This window comes from Streptomyces sp. NPDC048392 (assembly GCF_043200575.1).
In the GTDB taxonomy this organism is placed as follows: Bacteria; Actinomycetota; Actinomycetes; order Streptomycetales; family Streptomycetaceae; genus Streptomyces.
In genome coordinates this window covers 94,289-114,354 of the sequence record NZ_JBICYB010000016.1, presented here as the reverse complement: position 1 = coordinate 114,354, position 20,066 = coordinate 94,289, and the positions used below count along the sequence as shown (strand labels likewise).

Below are 20,066 nucleotides of genomic sequence, written 5' to 3'. Positions count from 1 at the left end.
CGGTCTCAGACGGAGACTGTGGGACACAGCCTTGCCGAGGGTCGAGGCAAGGGTCAGCTGCGGCGCCGCCTGCGCTGGGTCTGGGTGAACCGGTAGGACTCGGTGCCGGTCTCAACGATGTGCGCGTTGAACGTGACACGGTCGACGATCGCGGTGCAGAGCCTAGGGTCGCTGAAGGTCTGCTTCCACTCGGAGAACGGTGCGTTCGACGCGATCGCGATAGCGCGACGCTCCTCTCGCTCGGTGAAGATCTGGAAGAGCAGCTTCGCCCCGGCTTTGTCCAGGTCGAGATAGCCGAACTCGTCCAGGCAGAGCAGGTCAACGCGCCCGTAGCGGGCGATGGTGCGCGAGAGCTTCTTCTCGTCGGCGGCCTCGGCCAGTTCATTGACCAGGCCGACCGTGGTCGTGTAGCGGACCTTCAGCCCGGCCTCGGCCATGGCGGTGCCGATCCCGATCAGCAGATGGGACTTGCCTGTGCCGGAGTCACCGATCAGGCAGAGCGGCTGTCCCGCCTTGACCCAGGCCGGGTCCGACAAGGTGCCGACGAGCTCGGGGGTGACGTTCGGGTTCTCCGTGAAGTCGAAGTCCTCCAGCCGCTTGGGCCTGGGGAAATTCGCTTTCCCTGACCAGCCGCGACTTGCGCCTCTCCTCGCGCTCGGCGCACTCGGCCTCCAACAGGTCGGCCAGGAAGTCCTTGTAGCTGGAGCGCTGGCGCATCGCCTCGGAGGCCATGTCCTGGACCCGGCTGCGGATCGTTGGCAGGTGGAGCGTGCGGCAAGCCTCATCGATCGCCGTGTCGACCACCTCCTCCGGCCCGGTGTCGCGGCGGGGCGAAGGGATCTGGGCGGCGGTCTCGGTCGTGGTCATGCGGTCCCCTTCGGTTGGCATTTCAGCAGCTGGTCGTAGTGCGAGACTGTCGGCAACGGTCGCTTGTCCTCGGGCAGCTGGGCCCTGCGGGCGGTCAGGGAGACCACCCCGCTGGGCTCCGCCCAGGGCGGCGGCTCGGTCTCCTCGCCGCTGTCCTCGGCCGATTCGGGGGCCAGAGCGGCCGTCTTGCGGGCTTCGACAGCGACCACGTCCGCAGTGGTGGCGCCCGCCCGGATCGCGGCGGCCATGCCCTGCTGGACAGTGGCCGCGGGCATGCGCCGGTGCAGCAGCAGAACCTCGATCAGTGCCCTGGTGCCGGCCGCGTCGCCGTGCGCCGATCGGGCCGCCGCCCAGAACGCCTCGTGCACTTCGGTAAAGGAGCCGTTCTCCCGCGCGGTGACCAGCGCGGTCGACCCGGCCATGGCCCCCGGCTTGACCAGCAGGATCTCCAAGTAGTGATCCAGCTCGTCGCGGAACTCCCCGCGCCTGGTCAGCCGGGGATGACGGGCAGCGACCTCCCGCTTCTCGAACACCAGCAGCTCGTTGCCCCGCAGCAGGACCCGCACGTTCTGGCCGATGAAGCGGGCCGGGACCGAGTAGTGGCACTGGCGGACGGTGATCCGGCTGCTGCGGTCGACCTTCGGCGTCAGCGTGATACCGCACTCGAACTCCTCGAACGGCAACGGCAGCAGAAGATCGGTCTCGGACACGAAATTGAACCCGATGCTGGTCAGCCGCCCGGACAGCATCCGCTCGTCCTCCTCCGCGTCGATCTCCCTCAGCCGTTCGTTGAGGGCCTCCAGCGAGGCGACGTCGGGAACGGGGACCAGATGCGTGCGCCGGAACCGGCCGCCCTCCTGCTCGACCCCGCCCTTCTCGTGGGCGCCTTCCTGGCCCGGAATGCAGTAGAACGCATCGAAGCCGTAGTGCGACCGGAACGAGGTCCACCGCTCCGACTCCACCCGGCTGCGGCCGGTGCACACCCGGTTGACCGCGGGCTTCAGGTTGTCGTAGCGGATGTGCCGGGACGGGACACCGCCCAGGACGTTGAATGCCTCGACATGGCCCTCCATGAACGACTCCTGGGCCTGCGAGGCATAGACCCGGTGGACAGCCTTGCCCGAATAGGACATCCGCAGCGTGAACAGGTGGCACTTGGTGACCTCACCGGCCAGCCGCACCCAGACGTCCGCGAAGTCCACCTCCGCTTCCTCGCCCGGCAGATGGACCTGCGGGACCATCCCCGCCAGGTGACGGCGTCCCTCCTGGTCCTCCACCTGGATCTGCGGCCGGCGGACCGCGACGTAATCGGACACGGTCGAGTAGGACACCAGGTCGAACCCGTGCTCCTGGGACAGGCGCTGGAAGATCCTGCGGGCTGTGTGCTTCTGCTTGCGCGGCGCGGCCAGGTCCTCCCGCAACATCGCGTCGATCCAGCCCTTGGCCGGGTCCAGCACCGAAGCCCGCGGCGTCGGCTGCTTCCTCGGCGGCGGAACAGCCGAGTTCAACGCCTGGCGAACCGTCCTGCGGTGAACCCCGTACCTCTCGCCCAACGTCCGCTGCGACACCTCCGGATCAACACGCTTGTCCCTCCGGATCGCGGCATACAGATCCGCCCGCGACAAACCCATCCCGGCCTCCCGACATGACCGTGACAACAAACCAGCACAGCCTCCGACAAGACCGTGATCGACTCACAAACCCTGCCGTCGCACAGAGGACGGAGCAGTGCATTCACTCCAAAGAGGGCATGGCGCACAGCCCCTCACGTCGGGTGGGGCCAGATCAACTTCTTACACCGTGGGGCCACTTTCCGTCCGTGCGGTGGAGCCCAAAGAAGTGCTTACAAACAATCAGTGGTCGGCGGTCCGGCGCCGGGTGCTGTCGCGTAGCAGGAGCCACGGTGTGGCCTCGCTTGCGCGGGGTCGAGCCGCGTCCGGCTGCAGGAGTGCGGCGTAGGCGGCTCGCCCTGCCCGTCCGGCGGCAGGCGTTCCGTTCTCCGAGCGGGAGGGCAGCGGTGGGTCTGTCATGCCCTTCCAAGCACTGTCTGCCTGCGAATTCATGAGCGGTGAATCCCCTCAGACCGAATAGGGTCATCGAGTGAAGTACACGCACGCGTGCGTGCATCCCCGGTACGGGTTGACCGTCCACTCGAACGGCATGCGCGAGGCACCCGGCACCCGGTTGAGGATTGAGCGGGCCCGCACCTCGTGGAAGGTGATGCCGCGGAACTCGGGCGCGTCGAAGGTGCGGGTGGTGACGGCGTCCGCGTCGAACAGCGCGGTGTCCGCCGCCCGGGCGTGGGCGGAGTCCGTGAGGTTCTCCCAGCGCATTGCGGCCTCCTCGGTAGCACTGCCCGACACAATAGAACACATGTTCCCTTGATCGTGCGGACGAGTCGCACGGGGCCGCTTCCCGCCCCCCGATTTGGTGGCCGGGCGGTGGGGTGATTGGCTTGCCCCGAACCCGAGAACCAGGCCCTGGAGGAACCCGATGGCGCAGGTCGAGGCGACGACGGAGCGGATCGTCGCAGCGGACGCGGAGACGGTGTTCGACACCCTCGCCGACTACAGCGGCACCCGCGAGAAGCTGCTGCCCGAGCACTTCAGCGAGTACGAGGTGCGTGAGGGCGGCGACGGGGAGGGCACCCTCGTGCACTGGAAGCTCCAGGCCACCAGCAAGCGCGTCCGTGACTGCCTGCTGGAGGTCACCGAGCCGACCGACGGCGAGCTGGTCGAGAAGGACCGCAACTCCTCCATGGTCACGACCTGGCGGGTCACCCCGGCGGGCGAGGGCAGGTCCCGGGTCGTCGTGGTCACCACCTGGCAGGGCGCCGGCGGCGTCGGCGGATTCTTCGAGAGGACCTTCGCCCCCAAGGGGCTGGCCCGGATCTACGACGCCATGCTCACCAGGCTCGCCGCCGAGGTCGAGAAGTAGCCAAAGGGCAGGAACGGGGCGGCCGTTGGCCTCCTCACCGGTTCGAGTGATCTCCGTGCGAAACCGCCGTACGTCCGTAACTCGTCGCACTTGTTCGCAGTTGTCGCCTCAGGCGGCAAATGTGAGCAGGTGTGACGAGGGGAGCGGTACATGGGCGGGGTCACTCTGGTGCAGGACGAACCGGTCGCCGCACCCCCGGCACCGCCCGAGCCCCCCGCTCCCGAACCGGAGCCGCACGCCGGGCTGAGCCCGCGCCGGGTGCGGCTGGTCTTCGTCGGGCTGATGCTGGCGCTGCTGCTCGCCGCCCTGGAGCAGATGATCGTCGCCACGGCGCTGCCCAAGATCGTCGGTGAGCTGCACGGCCTGGACAAGATGTCCTGGGCGATCACCGCCTACCTGCTCACCTCCACCGTCGGCCTGCCGATCTACGGCAAGCTCGGCGACCTCTTCGGGCGCAAGGGCGTCTTCCAGTTCGCGATCCTGGTCTTCGTCATCGGTTCCGCGCTCGCCGGACGCGCGCAGACCATGGACCAGCTCATCGCCTTCCGCGCGGTGCAGGGCGTCGGCGCGGGCGGCCTGATGATCGGCGTGCAGGCGATCATCGCGGACATCGTGCCGCCCCGCGAGCGCGGCCGGTTCATGGGCCTGATCGGCGCCGCCTTCGGACTCGCCTCGGTCGCGGGCCCGCTGCTCGGCGGCTACTTCACCGACCACCTCTCCTGGCGCTGGTGCTTCTACATCAACGTGCCCTTCGGCCTTCTCACCATGGCCGTCGTCGCCGTCGTCCTCAAGCTGCCCAAACCGCGGGTCACCCCGCGCCTCGACATCCTCGGCGCACTGCTGCTCGCCGCCGCCTCCACCTGCCTGGTGCTGCTCACCAGCTGGGGCGGCACCGAGTACGCGTGGGGCTCGAAGGCCATCCTCGGCCTCGCCGCCGGAGCGGCCGGGTCCGCCCTGCTCTTCCTGGTCGCCGAGCGCTTCGCGCCCGAACCGCTGATCCCGCTGCGCCTGTTCCGGGACTCCGTCTTCAACGTCACCGCCCTGGTCGGCCTCGTCATCGGCGTCGCCCTGTTCGGCGCCGCCAGCTACCTGCCGACCTTCCTGCAGATGGTCGACGGCGCCAGCGCCACCGAGTCCGGCCTGCTGATGCTGCCGATGATGGGCGGCATCGTCGGCGCCTCGGTCATCTCCGGACAGCTCATCAGCCGCACCGGGCACTACCGCGTCCATCCGATCCTCGGCAGCGCCCTGTCGGTCGTCGGCATGTGGCTGCTCTCCCGCCTCGACACCGACACGCCCCGCCTGCACTACAGCATCTGGATGGCCGTCCTCGGCGCCGGCATCGGCATGGTGATGCCGGTCCTCGTCCTCGCCGTGCAGAACTCCGTGCGCCCCGCCGACCTGGGCACCGCCACCAGCGCCAACAACTACTTCCGGCAGATCGGCGGCAGCGTCGGCGCGGCCGTCTTCGGCACCCTCTTCGCGGGCCGGCTCACCGACGCCCTGGCCGACCGGGTCCCCGCCCAGGCGGGAGTCCGGCTCCCCGACGCCGAGGCCATCACCCCACAGCTCGTCCACTCCCTGCCCCCGGCGCTGCGCGACGCCTACATCGGGGCGTACGCCGACGCCATGCCGCGGATCTTCCTCTACCTGGTGCCGGTGCTCGTCCTCGGGCTCCTCATCGCCCTCTTCCTCAAGGAGAAACCACTGGTGTCCCACCACGCCCCCGTCACCGAGCCGGAAGCCGTCCAGCCCGCGCGGCCCGGTGCCCAGGTCCCGCCGGCCCGGACGCCCTACGCCGCCGGCATCCCCGTCTGCGGCACGGTGCAGCATCCCGACGGCACCGTCGTGCCCCGCGCGGCGCTCACCCTCATCGACGTCGGCGGACAGCAGATCGGCCGGGGTGCCAGCGGCGACGACGGACGGTACGCGCTGGCCACGCCCGGCTCCGGCGCGTACGTCCTGATCGCCGCGGCCGGCGGCCACCAGCCGCAGGCGGTCTCCGTGACCGTCGGCGAACGCCCGGTGGAGCTGGACGTGGTCCTCGGCGGTGCCGGACGCCTGGCCGGCAGCGTGCTGACCGCCGACGGCAGCCCCGTGCGCGACGCGATCGTGACCCTCACCAACGTCCACGGCGAGGTCGTCGCCACCACCCGCAGCGGCCGCGAGGGCGGCTACGCCATCACGGAGCTGGTGGCCGGCGAGTACACCCTCGCCGCCAGCGCCCCCGCCTTCCGCCCGGCCGCGCTGCCGGTCAGCGTCCAGGCCGCCCGGGAGACCCGCCAGGACGTCGAGCTGGCCGGCGGCGCCGTGCTGCGCGGCACCGTGCGGGCGGGCGGCGGACGGGCCGTGGAGGACGCGCGGGTGACGCTGCTCGACGCCGCGGGCAACGTGGTGGACACCCTGACCACCGGTCCGGACGGCACGTTCCGGTTCGTGGACCTGTCGTCCGGCGAGTACACCGTCATCGCGGCCGGATACCCGCCCGTCGCGACCGTGCTCCAGGTGGCCGGGGGCGGCCGCACGGAACGCGACCTCCAGCTCGGGCACGAGGACTGAGACCGGTCACCGGCGTGCGGGCGCGCGCCGGTGTGTTCGCGCGCCACCAATTCCCCTGTTGCCGCACATGGTCACCGGACACCGCCGTACGGTGGTGACGGCGACACAGATCTTGCGGAGCCGTGGGCAGAGAGGGCCTGACGCCATGGACCATGGCACCGAGCGGGACGCACCTCCCGGCCGTCCGGCCGGGCCTGACCCCGTACCGGCCGACCCCGTGGCGGCCGACCCCGTGGCGGGCCGCGTCCCGTTGGCCGTCGTCGTGGTGGACCGCGACGGCCTGGTGTCCCACTGGAGCCGGGGCGCGGGGCGGCTGTTCGCCCTGCCCAAGGAGGAGGCGATCGGCCGCCCCGCCCCCGATCTGCTCCCCGTCTCGGGCGTACTCCCCGGGGACGGCTCCGACGACGGGGCCGAGCACGACACGGCGTACGGCTACGACGCGGCCTTCGACGGCCTGGGACCCGGTCTGGAGTCCTCCCTCGAAGGACGGCTGTCCTACCCGGCGGCCGGCCGGGCCCGCCTGACCGTGCCGGCCGACGACCGCGTCGACGTGCTCTGGTGGGCGTACCCGCTGGTGGGCCCCGGCCGGGAGCGGCTGCTCGTGCTGGCCGCCGACGCGGACGCGCTGCGGCGGGACCGCGCCCACGGGAGCGGCGAGGCGACCGTCGTCGAACGGATCGCCCCCGGCTTCGCCCTGCACACCGACTTCCCGGGCGCCGACGAACTCGCCCGCCGCCTCCCCGAGATCCTGCCCAGCACGAGCGTCGGCGAGAGCGCCCGCATCGTGGCGCAGGTCCTCGAACTGGGCTATCCCGTTCTGGAGTTCAGCCGGCACGACCGGGTGCCCGTCACTCCCGACTGGGGCGTCCCCCGGCGTGCCGAGCGCCGGGCGCGCCGGGAGCGGGCCGCACGGGCACTGGCGGCCGGCGAGGCGGTGCCGGACGAGCTGCGGGACGAGGCCGGGGATCTGGAGTACGCCGCGGTCCGCGAACGCCTGGAGTTCCTCAACGAGGTCAGCGGCGCGATCGGCACCTCGCTCGACCTGTCCCGGACCGTCGTCGAGGTCAGCAGGGCCGTCGTCCCCCGCTTCACCGACGTCGCCGGTACCTATCTGCGCGAACAGGTCGTCGCCGGCGAGGGTTTCCCCGACGGTGTGCCCGACACGACGACGATGTGGCACCGGGTCGCCCTTGAGCACACCGACGAGCCCGGCCGCTGGGACGACGTCGTACCGGTCGGCGAGGCCATGCCGTTCCCGGCGCACACCCCCTTCTTCCAGTGCATGACCAGTGGCGAACCGGTCCTGGTGCCCCGCATCACCGAGGAGATGGGCCACGCCATCGCCTCCCAGTTCGAGAAGCGGGACATCCGGCCGCTCATCACGGGCCGCTCGATGCTGCTCGTGCCTCTGAAGGCACGCCACGTCGTGCTCGGGTTCATGATCCTGCTTCGGCACCCGGAGCGGCCCGTCTTCAACGACATGGACCGGGTCACCGGCGCCGAACTCGCCGCCCGCGCGGGTCTCGTACTGGACAACGCGCGCATGTACACCCACCAGGAGAACGTCGCCGAGACACTCCAGGACAGCATGCTGCCGAAGATCCCCGCGCGCATGGCCGGCTGCGACATCGCCACCCGCTACCTGCCGGGCACGCTGCTCGGCCGGGTCGGCGGTGACTGGTTCGACTCGGTCAAGCTGCCCGGCGCCCGCACCGCGCTCGTCGTCGGCGACGTCATGGGCCACGGCCTCAACTCCGCCGCGATGATGGGGCAGTTGCGCACCGCCGTCCAGACCATGGCCGGGCTCGACCTGCCCCCGGCCCAGCTCCTGCGCAATCTCGACGACCTCGCCCAGCGGCTCGGCGACACCCACCTCGCGACCTGCCTGTACGTCGTGTACGACCCCATCGCCGGTGAGCTGCACCTCGCCAACGCCGGCCACATCCCACCCGTCCTGGTCCGTGCCGAAGGCGGCGCCGGTGAGCTGATCGACCTGCCGACGGGGGCGCCGATCGGCGTCGGAGGCGTGCCCTTCGAGTCGGTGTCCGTGCCGGTGGCGCCCGGCGACCGGCTGGTGATGTGCACCGACGGCCTGGTGGAGGTGCGCGGCGAGGACATCGGCGTCGGCCTCGCCACTCTCTGCGAGTCCGCCGCGCACCCTGCCGCGTCCATGGACGACGCCTGCGACACCATCATCCGCGCCCTGGGCACCGGCGGCGGCCGCAAGGACGACGTCGCGCTGCTGATGGCCCGGCTGACCGGCATCGAGCCCGGCTCCGTCGCCGAATGGCGCATCGCCCGCGACCCGGCCGAGGTCGGACGGGCCCGCGCGGCGGTGCGCGAACAACTCCACGACTGGGGGCTGCCGAACCTGGCGGGACTCGCGGAGCTGATGGTCAGCGAACTCGTCACCAACGCCGTGCGCCACTCGCACGCCCGGCCCGTCGAACTCCGCCTGGTGCTCGCCGACACGCTGCTGTGCGAGGTGGACGACGACGACCACGACCTGCCGGCGCTGAGGAGCGCGGGCGCCCACGACGAGACCGGGCGCGGACTGCGCGTCGTCAGCACCCTGGCCCGCGAATGGGGCGCCAGCCGCACCGACGCGGGCAAGACCGTCTGGTTCGAACTGACCCTGCCCCGGCGCTGAACGCCGCACGCCGCGCTGGGGGCGCACTCCGGGCACGTCCGGTGAAGGTATGCGCCGGGAGCTTGTGGCCGTGCGCGGGGCGCGGTACACCGTACCCACCCGTCGTCGTCGACGGGCCGTACGTCGTCGCACCTGGGGAGACGGGCATGAGCGTGACGAGCCGGTACCGGGACGCCTGGGAGAGCTTCTGGAGCGAGGCCCCCGACGGCCAGGGGGCGGTGTTCTGGGACGCGGAGCCGGTGCTGACCGCCGGTCGCCACCTGGCCCACTTCGAACCCCACCTGACCGACCCCGGCCTGCCGCTGATCGACCTCGGCTGCGGCAACGGCACCCAGACCCGCTACTTCGCCGAACGCTTTCCGCACGTCGTCGGCGCCGACCTCTCCGCCGCCGCCCTCGACCACGCCCGCCACGCCGATCCGGCCGGCCGGGCCGCCTACCGGCAGCTGGACGCCGCCGACAAGGCCGAGGCGGAGACACTGCACGCGGAGCTGGGCGACGCCAACGTCTATGTGCGGGGCGTGCTGCACCAGTGTGAGCCCGACGACCGGCAGCCCCTGGCCGACGCCCTCGCCGCGCTCCTCGGCGAACGTGGCCGCGCCTTCCTGGTGGAGCCCTCCCAGGCGGCCAGGACCGTTCTGACGGGGCTGGCCCAGGGCCCCGCCGGCCCGCCGGCCAAGCTCGCCCCCGTCCTCCGCCACGGCCTGACCCCCGGCGCGGTCCCCGACGAGGCGGTGCCGGAGCACCTCCGCGCGGCCGGGCTCTCCGTCCTGGCGAGCGGTGAACTCCCGCTGATCACCACGGAGTACACGGGGGAGGGCACCCGGATCGAGCTGCCGTCGACGTGGGTGGTGGCGGGGGCGCGGACGGAGTAGCGAGCCGGCCGCGGCCGCCCGGCCGGATCAGCGCAGCCCGGCGAACAGGTCGGTCTCCGGTACGGCCGCACCGGTGGCGTCATGGACACGTACGAAGGTCTCCGTGCCCATCAGCTCGCCGAACCTCTCCTTGCCCATCTTGAGGAAGAAGATGTTCTCGCCCTGACTGGCGTGCGCGGCCAGCGCGTCGAACTTCTGACCACTGAACGCGGTGGCGTCCACCCAGGTGGTGACCTCGTCGTCCGGGAGCCCGATCTCGGCCAGGGCGGCGGTCTCGGCGGGGTCCGGCTCCGGCATGTCCTCCTGGAACTCGCTCATGATCTCGCCGAAGCGCCGCACCATCGAGTGGGGCATCGTCGTCCAGTACACCTTGGGTGTCAGGTCGGTCATCTCCAGCGCCGCCATCGTGATGCGGTGGGCCTGGATGTGGTCGGGGTGACCGTAGAAGCCGTTCTCGTCGTAGGTGACGACCACATCGGGGCGGTAGTGCCGCATGAGTTCCGCGAGCCGGGCGGCGCCCTCCTCCACGGGGGTCCGCCAGAAGGATCCGGGAGCGTCGTTGCTCGGCCAGCCCATCATTCCGGAGTCGGCGTAGTCCAGCGTCTCCAGATCGCTGATCCTCAGAGTGTCGCAGCTCGCCCCGAGTTCCCGGCGGCGCATCACGGCGACGGCCGCCGGATCATGTCCCGGGTCACCCGGTTTGACACCTCCCGGCCCGTCACCGCAGGCGCCGTCGGTACACGTCACGAGAACCGTGCGGATGCCTTCCGCCGCGTACCGCGCGAGGATTCCGCCGGTCCCGGTGGCCTCGTCGTCGGGATGGGCGTGCACGGCCATGAGTGTCAGGGGCCGGTCGGTCATGAGGCAGTCCTCCTGCGGAAGTACGTCCGGTTCCGAGTGCGCGGCGGCGCCGCTCTCTCCGCCGGTCCAACGGTGCGGGTCGGTCCGACTGTTCCCGTCGCCGTCGTCCGGCCCCCGGGGAAAGCGGAAGCGGCCGGGTGAGTGGTCTGGACCTGTGGCTGTCGTGTGGTCCCTGGCCGGCGTATTCAGCGGCATGTAGCGTCATCCGCATGAAGATCCTCATCAGCGCCGACATGGAAGGCGCCACCGGTGTCACCTGGCCGGCCGACGTGCTGCCGGGGACGCCGCAGTGGGAGCGCTGCCGGTCGATGTTCACCTCGGACGTGAACGCCGCCGTGCAGGGCCTCTTCGACGGCGGTGCCGACGAGGTGCTGGTCAACGAGGCGCACTGGAGCATGCGGAACCTGCTCCTCGAGCGGCTCGACGAGCGGACGCAGATGCTCACCGGGCGGCACAAGGCGCTGTCCATGGTGGAGGGCGTCCAGCACGGAGACGTGGACGGCATCGCGTTCATCGGCTACCACGCGGGCGCGGGCATGGAGGGCGTCCTCGCCCACACCTACCTCGCCAACCAGCTCACCGGCGTGTGGCTGAACGACGTACGGGCCAGTGAGGGTCTGCTCAACGCGCACGTGGTCGCCGAGTACGGGGTGCCGGTCGTGCTGGTCACCGGGGACGACGTGGCCTGCGAGGACGCGCTCGGGTACGCGCCCGAGGCACGGAAGGTCGCCGTCAAGGACCATGTGTCGCGGTACGCGGCCGTGTGCCGTACGCCGGCCAGGACCGCCGCCGACATCCGGGCCGCGGCCGAGGAAGCCGCGGCGCTCGCGGTGCGGTACGAGCCGGTGAGCGGCGGACCGTTCACCCTCGCCCTGGAGTTCGACGCCGAGCACCTGGCGGCCGCCTCGACCGTGGTGCCCGGCGTGGCCCAGGTCGGGGAGCGGAAGGTGGCGTACACCCACGACACGATGTTCGAGGCGATCCGGACGTTCAAGGCGGTCACCACGATCGTCTCGGCGGCGGTGGAGGAGCAGTATGGCTGAGCACGCGGGGACCGACGCGCCTGAGCACGCGGGGACCGACGCGCCTGAGCACGCGGGGACCGACGCGCCTGAGCACGCGGGGACCGACGCGCAGGCGCCGGACGAGGTCGTCCGGTTCACGTCCGAGCTGATCCGCATGGACACCACGAACCGGGGCGGCGGCGACTGCCGGGAGCGCCCGGCCGCCGAGTACGCCGCCGCGCTGCTCGCCGAGGCCGGGATCGAGCCCACGCTGCTGGAGCGGACCGAGGGCCGCACCAACGTCGTGGCCCGCATCGAGGGCACCGACCCGTCGGCCGACGCCCTGCTGGTCCACGGTCATCTGGACGTGGTGCCCGCCGAGGCCGCCGACTGGAGCGTGCACCCGTTCTCCGGCGAGATCCGCGACGGCGTCGTCTGGGGACGCGGCGCGGTCGACATGAAGAACATGGACGCGATGATCCTCGCGGTGGTGCGCGCCTGGGCCCGGCAGGGGGTACGGCCCCGGCGGGACGTGGTGATCGCGTTCACCGCGGACGAGGAGGCCAGCGCCGAGGACGGCTCGGGCTTCCTCGCCGACCGGCACGCCGCGCTGTTCGAGGGCTGCACCGAGGGCGTCAGCGAGTCCGGCGCGTTCACCTTCCACGACGGTTCCGGCCGGCAGTTCTACCCCATCGCCGCCGGTGAGCGCGGTACGGGCTGGCTCAGGCTGACCGCGCGCGGGCGGGCGGGCCACGGGTCGAAGGTGAACGGGGAGAACGCGGTCACCCGGCTCGCCGCCGCGATCACCCGCATCGGCGAGCACGAGTGGCCGCTGCGGCTGACCCCGACCGTGCGCGCCGCCCTGACCGAGATCGCCGCCGTCTGCGGCGTCGAGACCGACCTGAGTGACGTCGACGCGCTGCTGGACAAGCTCGGCCCGGCGGCCAAGCTGGTCGAGGCCACCGTCCGCAACAGCGGCAACCCGACCATGCTGGACGCCGGTTACAAGGTCAACGTCATCCCCGGAGAGGCCGTCGCCCATGTCGACGGGCGGTTCCTGTACGGCGGGGAGGACGAGTTCCGCGACACCCTCGACCGGCTCACCGGGCCGCACGTGGACTGGGAGTTCGCCCACCGCGAGGTCGCCCTGCAGGCGCCGGTGGACTCGCCGACGTACGCCCGGATGCGCGCGGCGGTGGAGGCGTTCGCGCCCGAGGGGCACGTGGTGCCGTACTGCATGTCCGGCGGCACGGACGCCAAGCAGTTCTCGCGGCTCGGCATCACCGGATACGGCTTCGCTCCGCTGAAGCTGCCCGCGGGCTTCGACTACCAGGCCCTCTTCCACGGTGTGGACGAACGGGTCCCCGTCGAGGCCCTGCACTTCGGAGTCCGCGTCCTGGACCGTTTCCTGCGCACGGCCTAGCCGGCGGACCCGGGACCCGCCCGAACAAGGAGCTGGAGGAGAAGTGGGGCAGTCAGTGCGGACTCTGTCGTACGGATCGTGGCCCTCGCCCGTCGACGCGGCCCTCGCCGCCGCGCACGACGGACGGCCCGACGACGTCGGCTTCGTCGGCGACGAGGTGTGGTGGACCGCCCCACGGCCCACCGAGGGCGGGCGGCGCACCCTGGTGCGGCGCCGCGCCGACGGCACCGAGGAACCGGTGCTGCCCGCGCCGTGGAACGTGCGCAGCCGCGTCATCGAGTACGGCGGGCGGCCCTGGGCCGCGGTCACGACCGACGCGGGTCCGCTCGTGGTCTTCGTGAACTTCGCCGACCAGCGGCTCTACGCCTGCACGCCGGGCGGCGGCGAGCCGCGCCCGCTGACACCGCTGTCCCCCGTGGGCGGCGGACTGCGCTGGGTCGAACCCGACCCGCGGCCCGAGCGCGGCGAGGTGTGGTGCGTCCTGGAGGAGTTCACCGGCGACGGGCCCACCGACCTGCGCCGCGTCCTGGTGGCGGTGCCGCTGGACGGCTCCGCGGCCGGCGACCGTGACGCGGTCCGCGAACTCGCGGGCGAGCAACACCGCTTCGTCACCGGACCCCGCGTCTCGCCCGACGGGCGCCGCGCGGCCTGGCTCGCCTGGGACCACCCGCGCATGCCCTGGGACGGCACCGAGCTGATCGTCGCCGAGGTCGGCTCCGACGGCACGTTCCGGGACGCCCGGACCGTCGCGGGCGGGCCCGAGGAGTCGATCGCCCAGGCGGACTGGGCCCCGGACGGCGCCCTGCTGTACGCCTCCGACCGCACCGGGTGGTGGAACCTCTACCGGGACGGGCGGCCACTGTGCGTCCGCGAGGAGGAGTTCGGCGGGCCGCTGTGGAAGCTCGGGCAGCGCTGGTTCGCGGCCCTGGACAGCGGTCTGATCGCCGTCCTGCACGGCCGGGGCGCCGCCGTCCTCGGCATACTCGATCCCAAGACCGGTGAGGTCGTCGACGCCGCGGGCCCCTGGACCGAGTTCGCGCCGACCCTCGCCGCCCACGGGGAGAGGGTCGTCGGCGTCGGCGCCGGCGCGCACAGCGGCTACGAGGTCGTCGAGCTGGACGCCCGCACCGGCCGCGCCCGCGTGATCGGCGCCCCGCACGAGGACGCCGTGGACCCGGCGTACTACCCGCGGCCGCGGATCCGCACCTTCACCGGCCCGGGCGGACGTGACGTCCACGCCCACCTCCATCCGCCGCACAATCCCGGCTGCACCGCCCCGGACGGCGAACTCCCGCCGTACGTCGTCTGGGCGCACGGCGGTCCCACCAGCCGTTCCCCGCTCGTCCTCGACCTGGAGATCGCCTACTTCACCTCCCGCGGCATCGGCGTCGCCGAGGTCAACTACGGCGGTTCCACCGGCCACGGCCGGGAGTACCGCGGCCGGCTGCGCGAGCAGTGGGGCGTCGTCGACGTGGAGGACTGCGCGGCCGTCGCCCTCGCCCTCGCCGCGGAGGGCACCGCCGACCGGGAGCGGCTCGCCGTGCGCGGCGGCAGCGCGGGCGGCTGGACGTCGGCGGCGTCCCTGGCCACCACCGACGTCTACGCCTGCGGCACGATCATCTATCCGATCCTCGACCTGACCGGCTGGGGCACGGGGGAGACCCACGACTTCGAGTCGCGGTACCTGGAGAGCCTGATCGGCCCCTACGCCGAGGTCCCCGGCCGCTACACCGAGCGGTCGCCCGCCGAACACGCCGAGAGCGTCACCGCCCCGTTCCTGCTGCTCCAGGGACTGGACGACGTGATCTGCCCGCCCGTGCAGTGCGAGCGGTTCCTCGCACGCATGGCGGGCCGCGGAGTGCCGCACGCCTACCTCACCTTCGAGGGCGAGGGGCACGGATTCCGCCGGGCGGAGACCATGGCGCGCGCCCTGGAGGCCGAACTCTCCCTCTACGCCCAGGTCTTCGGCCTGACCCCGCCCGGCGTCCCGGCCCTGGAGCTGACCCGATGAGCGGAGTGGGAGAGGGGCGAGAAGCGGCCCGGCCGGCCCGGCTCGCCCCCGGCGCCCGGGTGGCCGTCGTCGCACCCGGCGGGCCCGTGCCCGAGGAGCGGCTCCGGGCGGGCCTGGACGTGCTGCGCGGCTGGGGCCTCGACCCGGTCGTCGCGCCGCACGTCCTGGACCGGCACGGCACCTTCGACTACCTCGCGGGCAGCGACGCCGACCGGGCCGCAGACCTCCAGGCCGCGTGGTGCGACCCGTCCGTGGCCGCGGTCCTGTGCGCCCGCGGCGGTTACGGCGTCCAGCGCATGGCCGACCTGCTCGACTGGGAGGCGATGCGCGCGGCCGGTCCCAAGGTGTTCGTCGGCTTCAGCGACGTCACCGCGCTGCACGAGGCGTTCGCCACCCGCCTCGGCCTGGTCACCCTGCACGGCCCGATGGCGGCCGGGACCGACTTCGTCGCGAGCGCGCGGGCGCGGGAGCACCTGCGGGCCACCCTGTTCGCCCCGGAGACGGTCCGCGTGATCGCCTCCGGCGGCACGGCGCTGGTGCCGGGCCGGGCCCGGGGCGTCACCCAGGGCGGCTGCCTCGCTCTGCTCGCCGCCGAACTGGGCACCCCGCACGCCCGGCCCGCCGCGCGCGGAGGGCTGCTGTGCCTGGAGGACGTGGGGGAGGAGGCGTACCGCGTCGACCGCTACCTCACGCAGTTGCTGCGCGCCGGCCGGCTCGACGGGGTCGGCGGTGTACTGCTGGGCTCCTGGGAGGAGTGCGGCCCCTACGAACGGCTGCGGCCCCTGCTGGCCGACCGGCTCGGCGGCCTCGGCGTGCCCGTTGTCGAGGAGTTCGGGTTCGGGCACTGCGAGGGAGCGCTGACCGTCCCGTTCGGCGTGACGGCGGAACTCGACGCGGACGCGGGCACCTTGACGCTGGACCGGCCCGCGCTGCGCTGACCGTCGTAGGCTGGCCCCATGCCGCACCCCCCGTCCCGCCACCTCGCCGAGGGCCCGCGTGTGGGCATCCGGCATTTCACCCACGCGGACGCCGCCGAGTTCACCGCCCGGGCCCGGCAGAGCAAGGACCTGCACCACCCCTGGCTCTTCCCGCCGGACAGCGTCCAGACGTACGAGGCCTACGCGGCCCGGCTGATCGAGGACCGCACCAAGGCCGGGTTCCTGGTGTGCGAGAGGGACCCGGCCGGGACGTCCCAGGACGCCTCCGGCGGCTCCATCGCCGGATTCGTGAACATCAACAACATCGTCGGGGGCGGCTTCCTCAGCGGCGCGCTCGGCTACGGCGCCTTCGCGCACGCGGCGGGCCGGGGACTGATGCGCGAGGGGCTGGACCTCGTGGTGCGCCACGCGTTCGGGCCGATGCGCCTGCACCGGCTGGAGATCAACGTCCAGCCGGGCAACGCCGCCTCGATCGCGCTGGCCCGCGCCTGCGGCTTCCACCTGGAGGGCTTCTCGCCGAGGATGCTCTACATCGACGGCGCCTGGCGCGACCACCAGCGCTGGGCGATCACCGCCGAGAACGTGACTCCCGGTTGATCCGCATCGTGTCCAGGTCCGTCACCGTCGACCTGAGATCGCGGAACCCGTGGCCGAGCCCGCGCAGCGCGCTCTCCGCCCGGTCCCCGGCGACGGCGCCGCCCGCTCCCCACCGCCCGCCGCGTCGGGCTCACTCACGCCCCGCTCTCACCCGTACGCGGGCCGACCGCCCGACCCCGAGCCCACGCCCGCACCGCGCCCCGGCGGACCAAACGTGAGCCACGTCGCCCCGGCCGGCCTGCGGAGCCCCTGTTCACCGCGCCGGTGAGCGGCTTCCATGGGGAACCGTGACCACGATCCGACGTGAGGTACTGACCCTGCCCGCCGCGCCGCTGGGCCCGGACAACCCCCTGCCGCCGCTGCGTCCCCTGGACGAGGCCCACCGCATCGACGACCGGGACCGGGCGGACCTGCCGCGCGACATGGCCCGCCGGGTCGACTACGAGCCACTGCGCAGCCTGCTGCCCGTCCAGGTCCGGGACGGCTACGACCGCGGTCGCGAACCGCGCGAGCTGGACGCGCTCGTCATCGAGAACGACCGGCTGCGGGCCACCGTCCTGCCGGCCCTCGGCGGCCGCATCGCCTCCCTCCACCACAAGCCGACCGGCCGCGAACTCCTCTACGTCAACCCCGTGCTCCAGCCCGCCAACTTCGCCCTGAACGGCGCCTGGTTCTCCGGCGGCATCGAGTGGAACATCGGCGCCACCGGCCACACCACCCTGTCCTGCTCACCCGTGCACGCCGCGCGCGTCCCCGCTCCCGGTGGCGGGGAGATGCTGCGGCTGTGGGAGTGGGAGCGGCTGCGCGACCTGCCCTTCCAGGTCGACCTGTGGCTGCCGGAGGACTCGGACTTCCTCTACGTCGGCGCCCGCGTCCGCAACCCGCACGAGCGCCCGGCGCCCACCTACTGGTGGTCCAACATCGCCGTCCCCGAGGACCGCCGTGTCCTCGCCCCCGCCGACGAGGCCTGGCACTTCGGCTACGAGCGGCGCCTGCGCCGGGTGTCCGTGCCGCGGTACGGGGGCGTCGACCGGACGTACCCGCTGAACAGTACGTACGCCGCCGACTACTTCTACGAGGTGCCGGACGGCCGGCGCCGCTGGATCGCCGCCCTCGACGAGCACGGCCACGGGCTGGTGCAGACCTCGACCGACGCGCTGCGGGGCCGCAAGCTGTTCGTGTGGGGCACCGGACCCGGCGGGCGCCGCTGGCAGGAGTGGCTCACCGAGCCCGGCACCGGCGGCTACTGCGAGATCCAGGCCGGACTCGTCCGCACCCAACTGGAACACGTCAAGCTGGAGGCGGAGAGCGAGGTGTCCTGGCTGGAGGCGTACGGGCCGCTCGACGCCTCGCCCGAGGGCGACTGGCACACCGTGCTGCGCGGCGCCGAGGAGCGGCTGGAGGCCGCCCTGCCGCGGGCCGACGTCGACGCCGCGTACGACGCCTGGCGGCCGTACGCCGACGGCGAGCCCGGCGAGCGTCTGGCCACCGGGTCGGGCTGGGGCGCCCTCGAAGTGCTGCGCGCAGGCTGGAAGCTGCCCGGCACCCCCTTCGGCGAGGACACCCTCGGCGGGGAACAGCGGCCCTGGCTGCACCTGCTGCGCGCCGGGTCGCTGCCCGAGCCGGAGCACCACGAGCCGCCCGGCGGGACACCGGTCGCCAGGCCCTGGCGGGACATGCTGGAGACCACGGCCGCCACGCCGGTCGCCGAGTACCACCTCGGCGTCGCGCAGTGGCACGGCGGCGACCGCGCCCAGGCGGTGCGCAGCTGGGAGCGCGGCCTCAAGACCGCCGCCGACCGGTGGCCGTTGCTGCGCTGCCTCGCCGTCGCCGACCAGGAGGGCGGTCACCACGAGCGCGCCGCCGCCCAGTACGCTCAGGCTTTCGACGACCTGTGCGCACGCCGACCGGACGGGACGGCCGGGGCCGGCGGGGCGGACACGCGCGGACGGTGGACGGCCGTCGCCGCGGCGCTCGGCCGGGAGGCGATCGGGGCGCTGCTCGCCGTCGGGCGCACGGCGGACGCCCGTGCCGTGTGGGAGCGGCTCGACCCCGTGACCCGGTCCCGTGGCCGCTTCAGGCTCACCGAGGCGGAGCTGCTGGCCGCGGAGGGCCGGCGCGAGCGGGCGCGGGCCGTGTTCGACGAGGGCTTCGAGGTCGCCGACCTGCGGGAGGGCGACGAGGCCATCGGCCTGCTGTGGGCACGGCTCGACGACGCGCCGCTCCCGGCCCGCTACGACTTCCGGATGCGGCCGGACGCGGGGTGAGCCCGCCCGGCCGCCCGGCCGTTCGTGAACCTACGCCGCCCGCCGGTCCACGTACTCGTAGATCGCCCCGTCCGGATGGCGGGCGATCAGGTTGCGGCCCGCGGGAGTGGGGACCGGGCCGGCGATGATGTCGGCGCCCAGCGAGCTGAGGACGCGACGGGTCTCCTCGACGTCCGTCACGGCGATCGTCGCGGCCACCTTGCGCAACACCTCGAGCTGGGACTCGGGTCCGCTCATCAGCAGGAAGCAGCCCACGGCGGCGACTTCGACGCCGCCGCGTTCGAAACGAAGGGCCTCGCCGCCGGCCAGGCCCTCGTAGAAGGGAATCGCCTTGTCCAGGTCGTCGACGTAGACGCGCAGTGTGGCTCCCAGAATGTCCATACGGACGAGCCTAGTTGGGTCCACCGGCCGCCCGCCCCCGGTCCGCCCATGGAAGTCGTGCCCGCGGGTACCCGCGACGTATGGAACGCATGGATCACTTGGAACACCTCGACAGGCAACTGGTCGACGAACTGGCGCAGGTGGCACGCGAGACCGTGCGCGACGAACTGCGTGAGCAGACCCGCAGGCAGCGCCGCAAGGCCACGCTGTACGCCGCGTCCGGAGCCGCCGCCCTGTACGCGGGCGCCGCCGTCGCGCTCACGGTGGGCCTGGCGCTCGCCGTCGTACTCCCGGCCTGGGCCGCCGCGCTGATCACGGCCGTCCTCCTGGGCGTGGTGGCCTACCTGCTGCGCGGCGCGGCCCGGCCCCACGCCTCCGGTCCGGCCTCCGCCCACGGCAGTGGGCACGAGCACGTCGCCGGCGGTGGCCCGCCCGCCGCTCCGCCCGGCGGACTCGGCATGCCGTACCCGCCGATGCCGCCCGTCGCGCCCGGCGGCGTGGGCGGCGCGACCGCCGCCCCGGGCGCGGGGACGCCCGCACCCGGCGCTACCGGGCCTGCGGCGCCGCGCCAGGACGACATCGACCCCGAGACCAGGCACCACCGCGGCTGACCGGCCGCGAACGAAGCGGAGGAGGCCGGAACAACGGAACAGGGGTGCGCCCCGCACGGAAGGCATCCGTGCGGGGCGCACCCCT

At 73.0% G+C, this 20,066-nt stretch carries 16 protein-coding genes and 2 pseudogenes; 11 read left to right on the top strand and 7 right to left on the bottom strand.

What is annotated here, in order from left to right; genetic code table 11:
* Positions 1 to 53 precede the first annotated feature (53 nt).
* The 4 genes and pseudogenes from ACGFYH_RS22085 to ACGFYH_RS22070 all read right to left on the bottom strand — a co-directional run.
* Entirely contained in the window at positions 54 to 593 is a 540-nt protein-coding gene (locus tag ACGFYH_RS22085) for an ATP-binding protein (protein WP_393804900.1), read from the bottom strand.
* Positions 484 to 867, bottom strand: coding sequence for an ATP-binding protein (locus tag ACGFYH_RS22080; RefSeq protein WP_393804858.1), 384 nt, complete (start codon positions 865 to 867; stop codon positions 484 to 486). The genes ACGFYH_RS22085 and ACGFYH_RS22080 overlap by 110 nt, the downstream gene beginning before the upstream one ends.
* On the bottom strand, positions 864 to 2,498 hold the full coding sequence (gene istA, locus ACGFYH_RS22075) for an IS21 family transposase (protein WP_393804857.1): 1,635 nt from the start codon (positions 2,496 to 2,498) through the stop codon (positions 864 to 866). The genes ACGFYH_RS22080 and istA overlap by 4 nt, the downstream gene beginning before the upstream one ends.
* Before the next feature lie 474 nt (positions 2,499 to 2,972).
* Positions 2,973 to 3,200: pseudogene (locus tag ACGFYH_RS22070) on the bottom strand (radical SAM protein); the annotation flags it as partial.
* 160 nt (positions 3,201 to 3,360) lie between these two features.
* Between ACGFYH_RS22070 and ACGFYH_RS22065 the strand changes: the two are divergent.
* The 4 genes from ACGFYH_RS22065 to ACGFYH_RS22050 all read left to right on the top strand — a co-directional run bounded on the left by ACGFYH_RS22065 (position 3,361) and on the right by ACGFYH_RS22050 (position 9,888).
* A complete protein-coding gene (locus tag ACGFYH_RS22065) occupies positions 3,361 to 3,804 on the top strand; it encodes an SRPBCC family protein (RefSeq protein WP_393804856.1) in 444 nt (147 codons plus the stop codon).
* 150 nt (positions 3,805 to 3,954) lie between these two features.
* Entirely contained in the window at positions 3,955 to 6,363 is a 2,409-nt protein-coding gene (locus ACGFYH_RS22060) for an MFS transporter (RefSeq protein WP_393804855.1), read from the top strand.
* A gap of 145 nt (positions 6,364 to 6,508) precedes the next feature.
* Positions 6,509 to 9,013, top strand: a complete 2,505-nt coding sequence (locus ACGFYH_RS22055; RefSeq protein ID WP_393804854.1) for a SpoIIE family protein phosphatase — start codon at positions 6,509 to 6,511, stop codon at positions 9,011 to 9,013.
* Between the two features lie 146 nt (positions 9,014 to 9,159).
* Positions 9,160 to 9,888 (top strand): class I SAM-dependent methyltransferase, encoded by a 729-nt coding sequence (locus tag ACGFYH_RS22050; RefSeq protein ID WP_393804853.1) that lies wholly within the window; start codon positions 9,160 to 9,162, stop codon positions 9,886 to 9,888.
* Between the two features lie 27 nt (positions 9,889 to 9,915).
* Here ACGFYH_RS22050 and ACGFYH_RS22045 read toward each other — a convergent pair whose 3' ends face one another.
* Positions 9,916 to 10,749: a PIG-L family deacetylase gene (locus ACGFYH_RS22045; RefSeq protein WP_393804852.1), complete on the bottom strand. Its 834-nt coding sequence runs from the start codon at positions 10,747 to 10,749 to the stop codon at positions 9,916 to 9,918.
* 209 nt (positions 10,750 to 10,958) lie between these two features.
* Here ACGFYH_RS22045 and ACGFYH_RS22040 point away from each other — a divergent pair, with 209 nt between their 5' ends.
* Genes ACGFYH_RS22040 through ACGFYH_RS22020 form a run of 5 tightly spaced genes read left to right on the top strand, consistent with a single transcriptional unit; the run spans position 10,959 to position 16,722 of the window.
* Entirely contained in the window at positions 10,959 to 11,792 is an 834-nt protein-coding gene (locus tag ACGFYH_RS22040) for a M55 family metallopeptidase (RefSeq protein ID WP_393804851.1), read from the top strand.
* Positions 11,785 to 13,176: a M20/M25/M40 family metallo-hydrolase gene (locus ACGFYH_RS22035; RefSeq protein ID WP_393804850.1), complete on the top strand. Its 1,392-nt coding sequence runs from the start codon at positions 11,785 to 11,787 to the stop codon at positions 13,174 to 13,176. Before ACGFYH_RS22040 ends, ACGFYH_RS22035 begins: the two co-directional genes overlap by 8 nt.
* Before the next feature lie 43 nt (positions 13,177 to 13,219).
* Complete coding sequence (locus ACGFYH_RS22030; protein ID WP_393804849.1) at positions 13,220 to 15,187, top strand: prolyl oligopeptidase family serine peptidase; 1,968 nt, start codon at positions 13,220 to 13,222, stop codon at positions 15,185 to 15,187.
* Positions 15,184 to 16,125: an LD-carboxypeptidase gene (locus ACGFYH_RS22025; RefSeq protein ID WP_393804848.1), complete on the top strand. Its 942-nt coding sequence runs from the start codon at positions 15,184 to 15,186 to the stop codon at positions 16,123 to 16,125. Before ACGFYH_RS22030 ends, ACGFYH_RS22025 begins: the two co-directional genes overlap by 4 nt.
* Positions 16,126 to 16,143: 18 nt before the next feature.
* A complete protein-coding gene (locus tag ACGFYH_RS22020; RefSeq protein WP_393804847.1) occupies positions 16,144 to 16,722 on the top strand; it encodes a GNAT family N-acetyltransferase in 579 nt (192 codons plus the stop codon).
* Here ACGFYH_RS22020 and ACGFYH_RS22015 read toward each other — a convergent pair.
* A pseudogene (locus ACGFYH_RS22015) lies at positions 16,694 to 16,822 on the bottom strand (DUF6204 family protein); the annotation flags it as partial. The gene ACGFYH_RS22020 and the pseudogene ACGFYH_RS22015 overlap by 29 nt on opposite strands.
* Before the next feature lie 187 nt (positions 16,823 to 17,009).
* On the opposite strand from ACGFYH_RS22015, the gene ACGFYH_RS22010 reads away from it, so the two are divergent.
* A complete protein-coding gene (locus tag ACGFYH_RS22010; RefSeq protein WP_393804846.1) occupies positions 17,010 to 18,989 on the top strand; it encodes a DUF5107 domain-containing protein in 1,980 nt (659 codons plus the stop codon).
* A gap of 30 nt (positions 18,990 to 19,019) precedes the next feature.
* On the opposite strand, the gene ACGFYH_RS22005 is transcribed toward ACGFYH_RS22010, so the two are convergent.
* Positions 19,020 to 19,370, bottom strand: coding sequence for a VOC family protein (locus tag ACGFYH_RS22005; RefSeq protein WP_393804845.1), 351 nt, complete (start codon positions 19,368 to 19,370; stop codon positions 19,020 to 19,022).
* An 80-nt stretch (positions 19,371 to 19,450) separates the two neighbouring features.
* Between ACGFYH_RS22005 and ACGFYH_RS22000 the strand changes: the two genes are divergently transcribed.
* A complete protein-coding gene (locus ACGFYH_RS22000; RefSeq protein ID WP_393804844.1) occupies positions 19,451 to 19,981 on the top strand; it encodes a phage holin family protein in 531 nt (176 codons plus the stop codon).
* The last annotated feature ends 85 nt before the right edge of the window (positions 19,982 to 20,066 follow it).

Coding starts and splice junctions, on each gene's coding strand:
- ACGFYH_RS22080 (WP_393804858.1), bottom strand. CDS start 867: ATGACCACGACCGAGACCGCCGCCCAGATCCCTTCGCCCCGCCGCGAC.
- istA (WP_393804857.1), bottom strand. CDS start 2,498: ATGGGTTTGTCGCGGGCGGATCTGTATGCCGCGATCCGGAGGGACAAG.
- ACGFYH_RS22065 (WP_393804856.1), top strand. CDS start 3,361: ATGGCGCAGGTCGAGGCGACGACGGAGCGGATCGTCGCAGCGGACGCG.
- ACGFYH_RS22060 (WP_393804855.1), top strand. CDS start 3,955: ATGGGCGGGGTCACTCTGGTGCAGGACGAACCGGTCGCCGCACCCCCG.
- ACGFYH_RS22055 (WP_393804854.1), top strand. CDS start 6,509: ATGGACCATGGCACCGAGCGGGACGCACCTCCCGGCCGTCCGGCCGGG.
- ACGFYH_RS22050 (WP_393804853.1), top strand. CDS start 9,160: ATGAGCGTGACGAGCCGGTACCGGGACGCCTGGGAGAGCTTCTGGAGC.
- ACGFYH_RS22045 (WP_393804852.1), bottom strand. CDS start 10,749: ATGACCGACCGGCCCCTGACACTCATGGCCGTGCACGCCCATCCCGAC.
- ACGFYH_RS22040 (WP_393804851.1), top strand. CDS start 10,959: ATGAAGATCCTCATCAGCGCCGACATGGAAGGCGCCACCGGTGTCACC.
- ACGFYH_RS22035 (WP_393804850.1), top strand. CDS start 11,785: ATGGCTGAGCACGCGGGGACCGACGCGCCTGAGCACGCGGGGACCGAC.
- ACGFYH_RS22025 (WP_393804848.1), top strand. CDS start 15,184: ATGAGCGGAGTGGGAGAGGGGCGAGAAGCGGCCCGGCCGGCCCGGCTC.
- ACGFYH_RS22020 (WP_393804847.1), top strand. CDS start 16,144: ATGCCGCACCCCCCGTCCCGCCACCTCGCCGAGGGCCCGCGTGTGGGC.
- ACGFYH_RS22005 (WP_393804845.1), bottom strand. CDS start 19,370: ATGGACATTCTGGGAGCCACACTGCGCGTCTACGTCGACGACCTGGAC.
- ACGFYH_RS22000 (WP_393804844.1), top strand. CDS start 19,451: ATGGAACGCATGGATCACTTGGAACACCTCGACAGGCAACTGGTCGAC.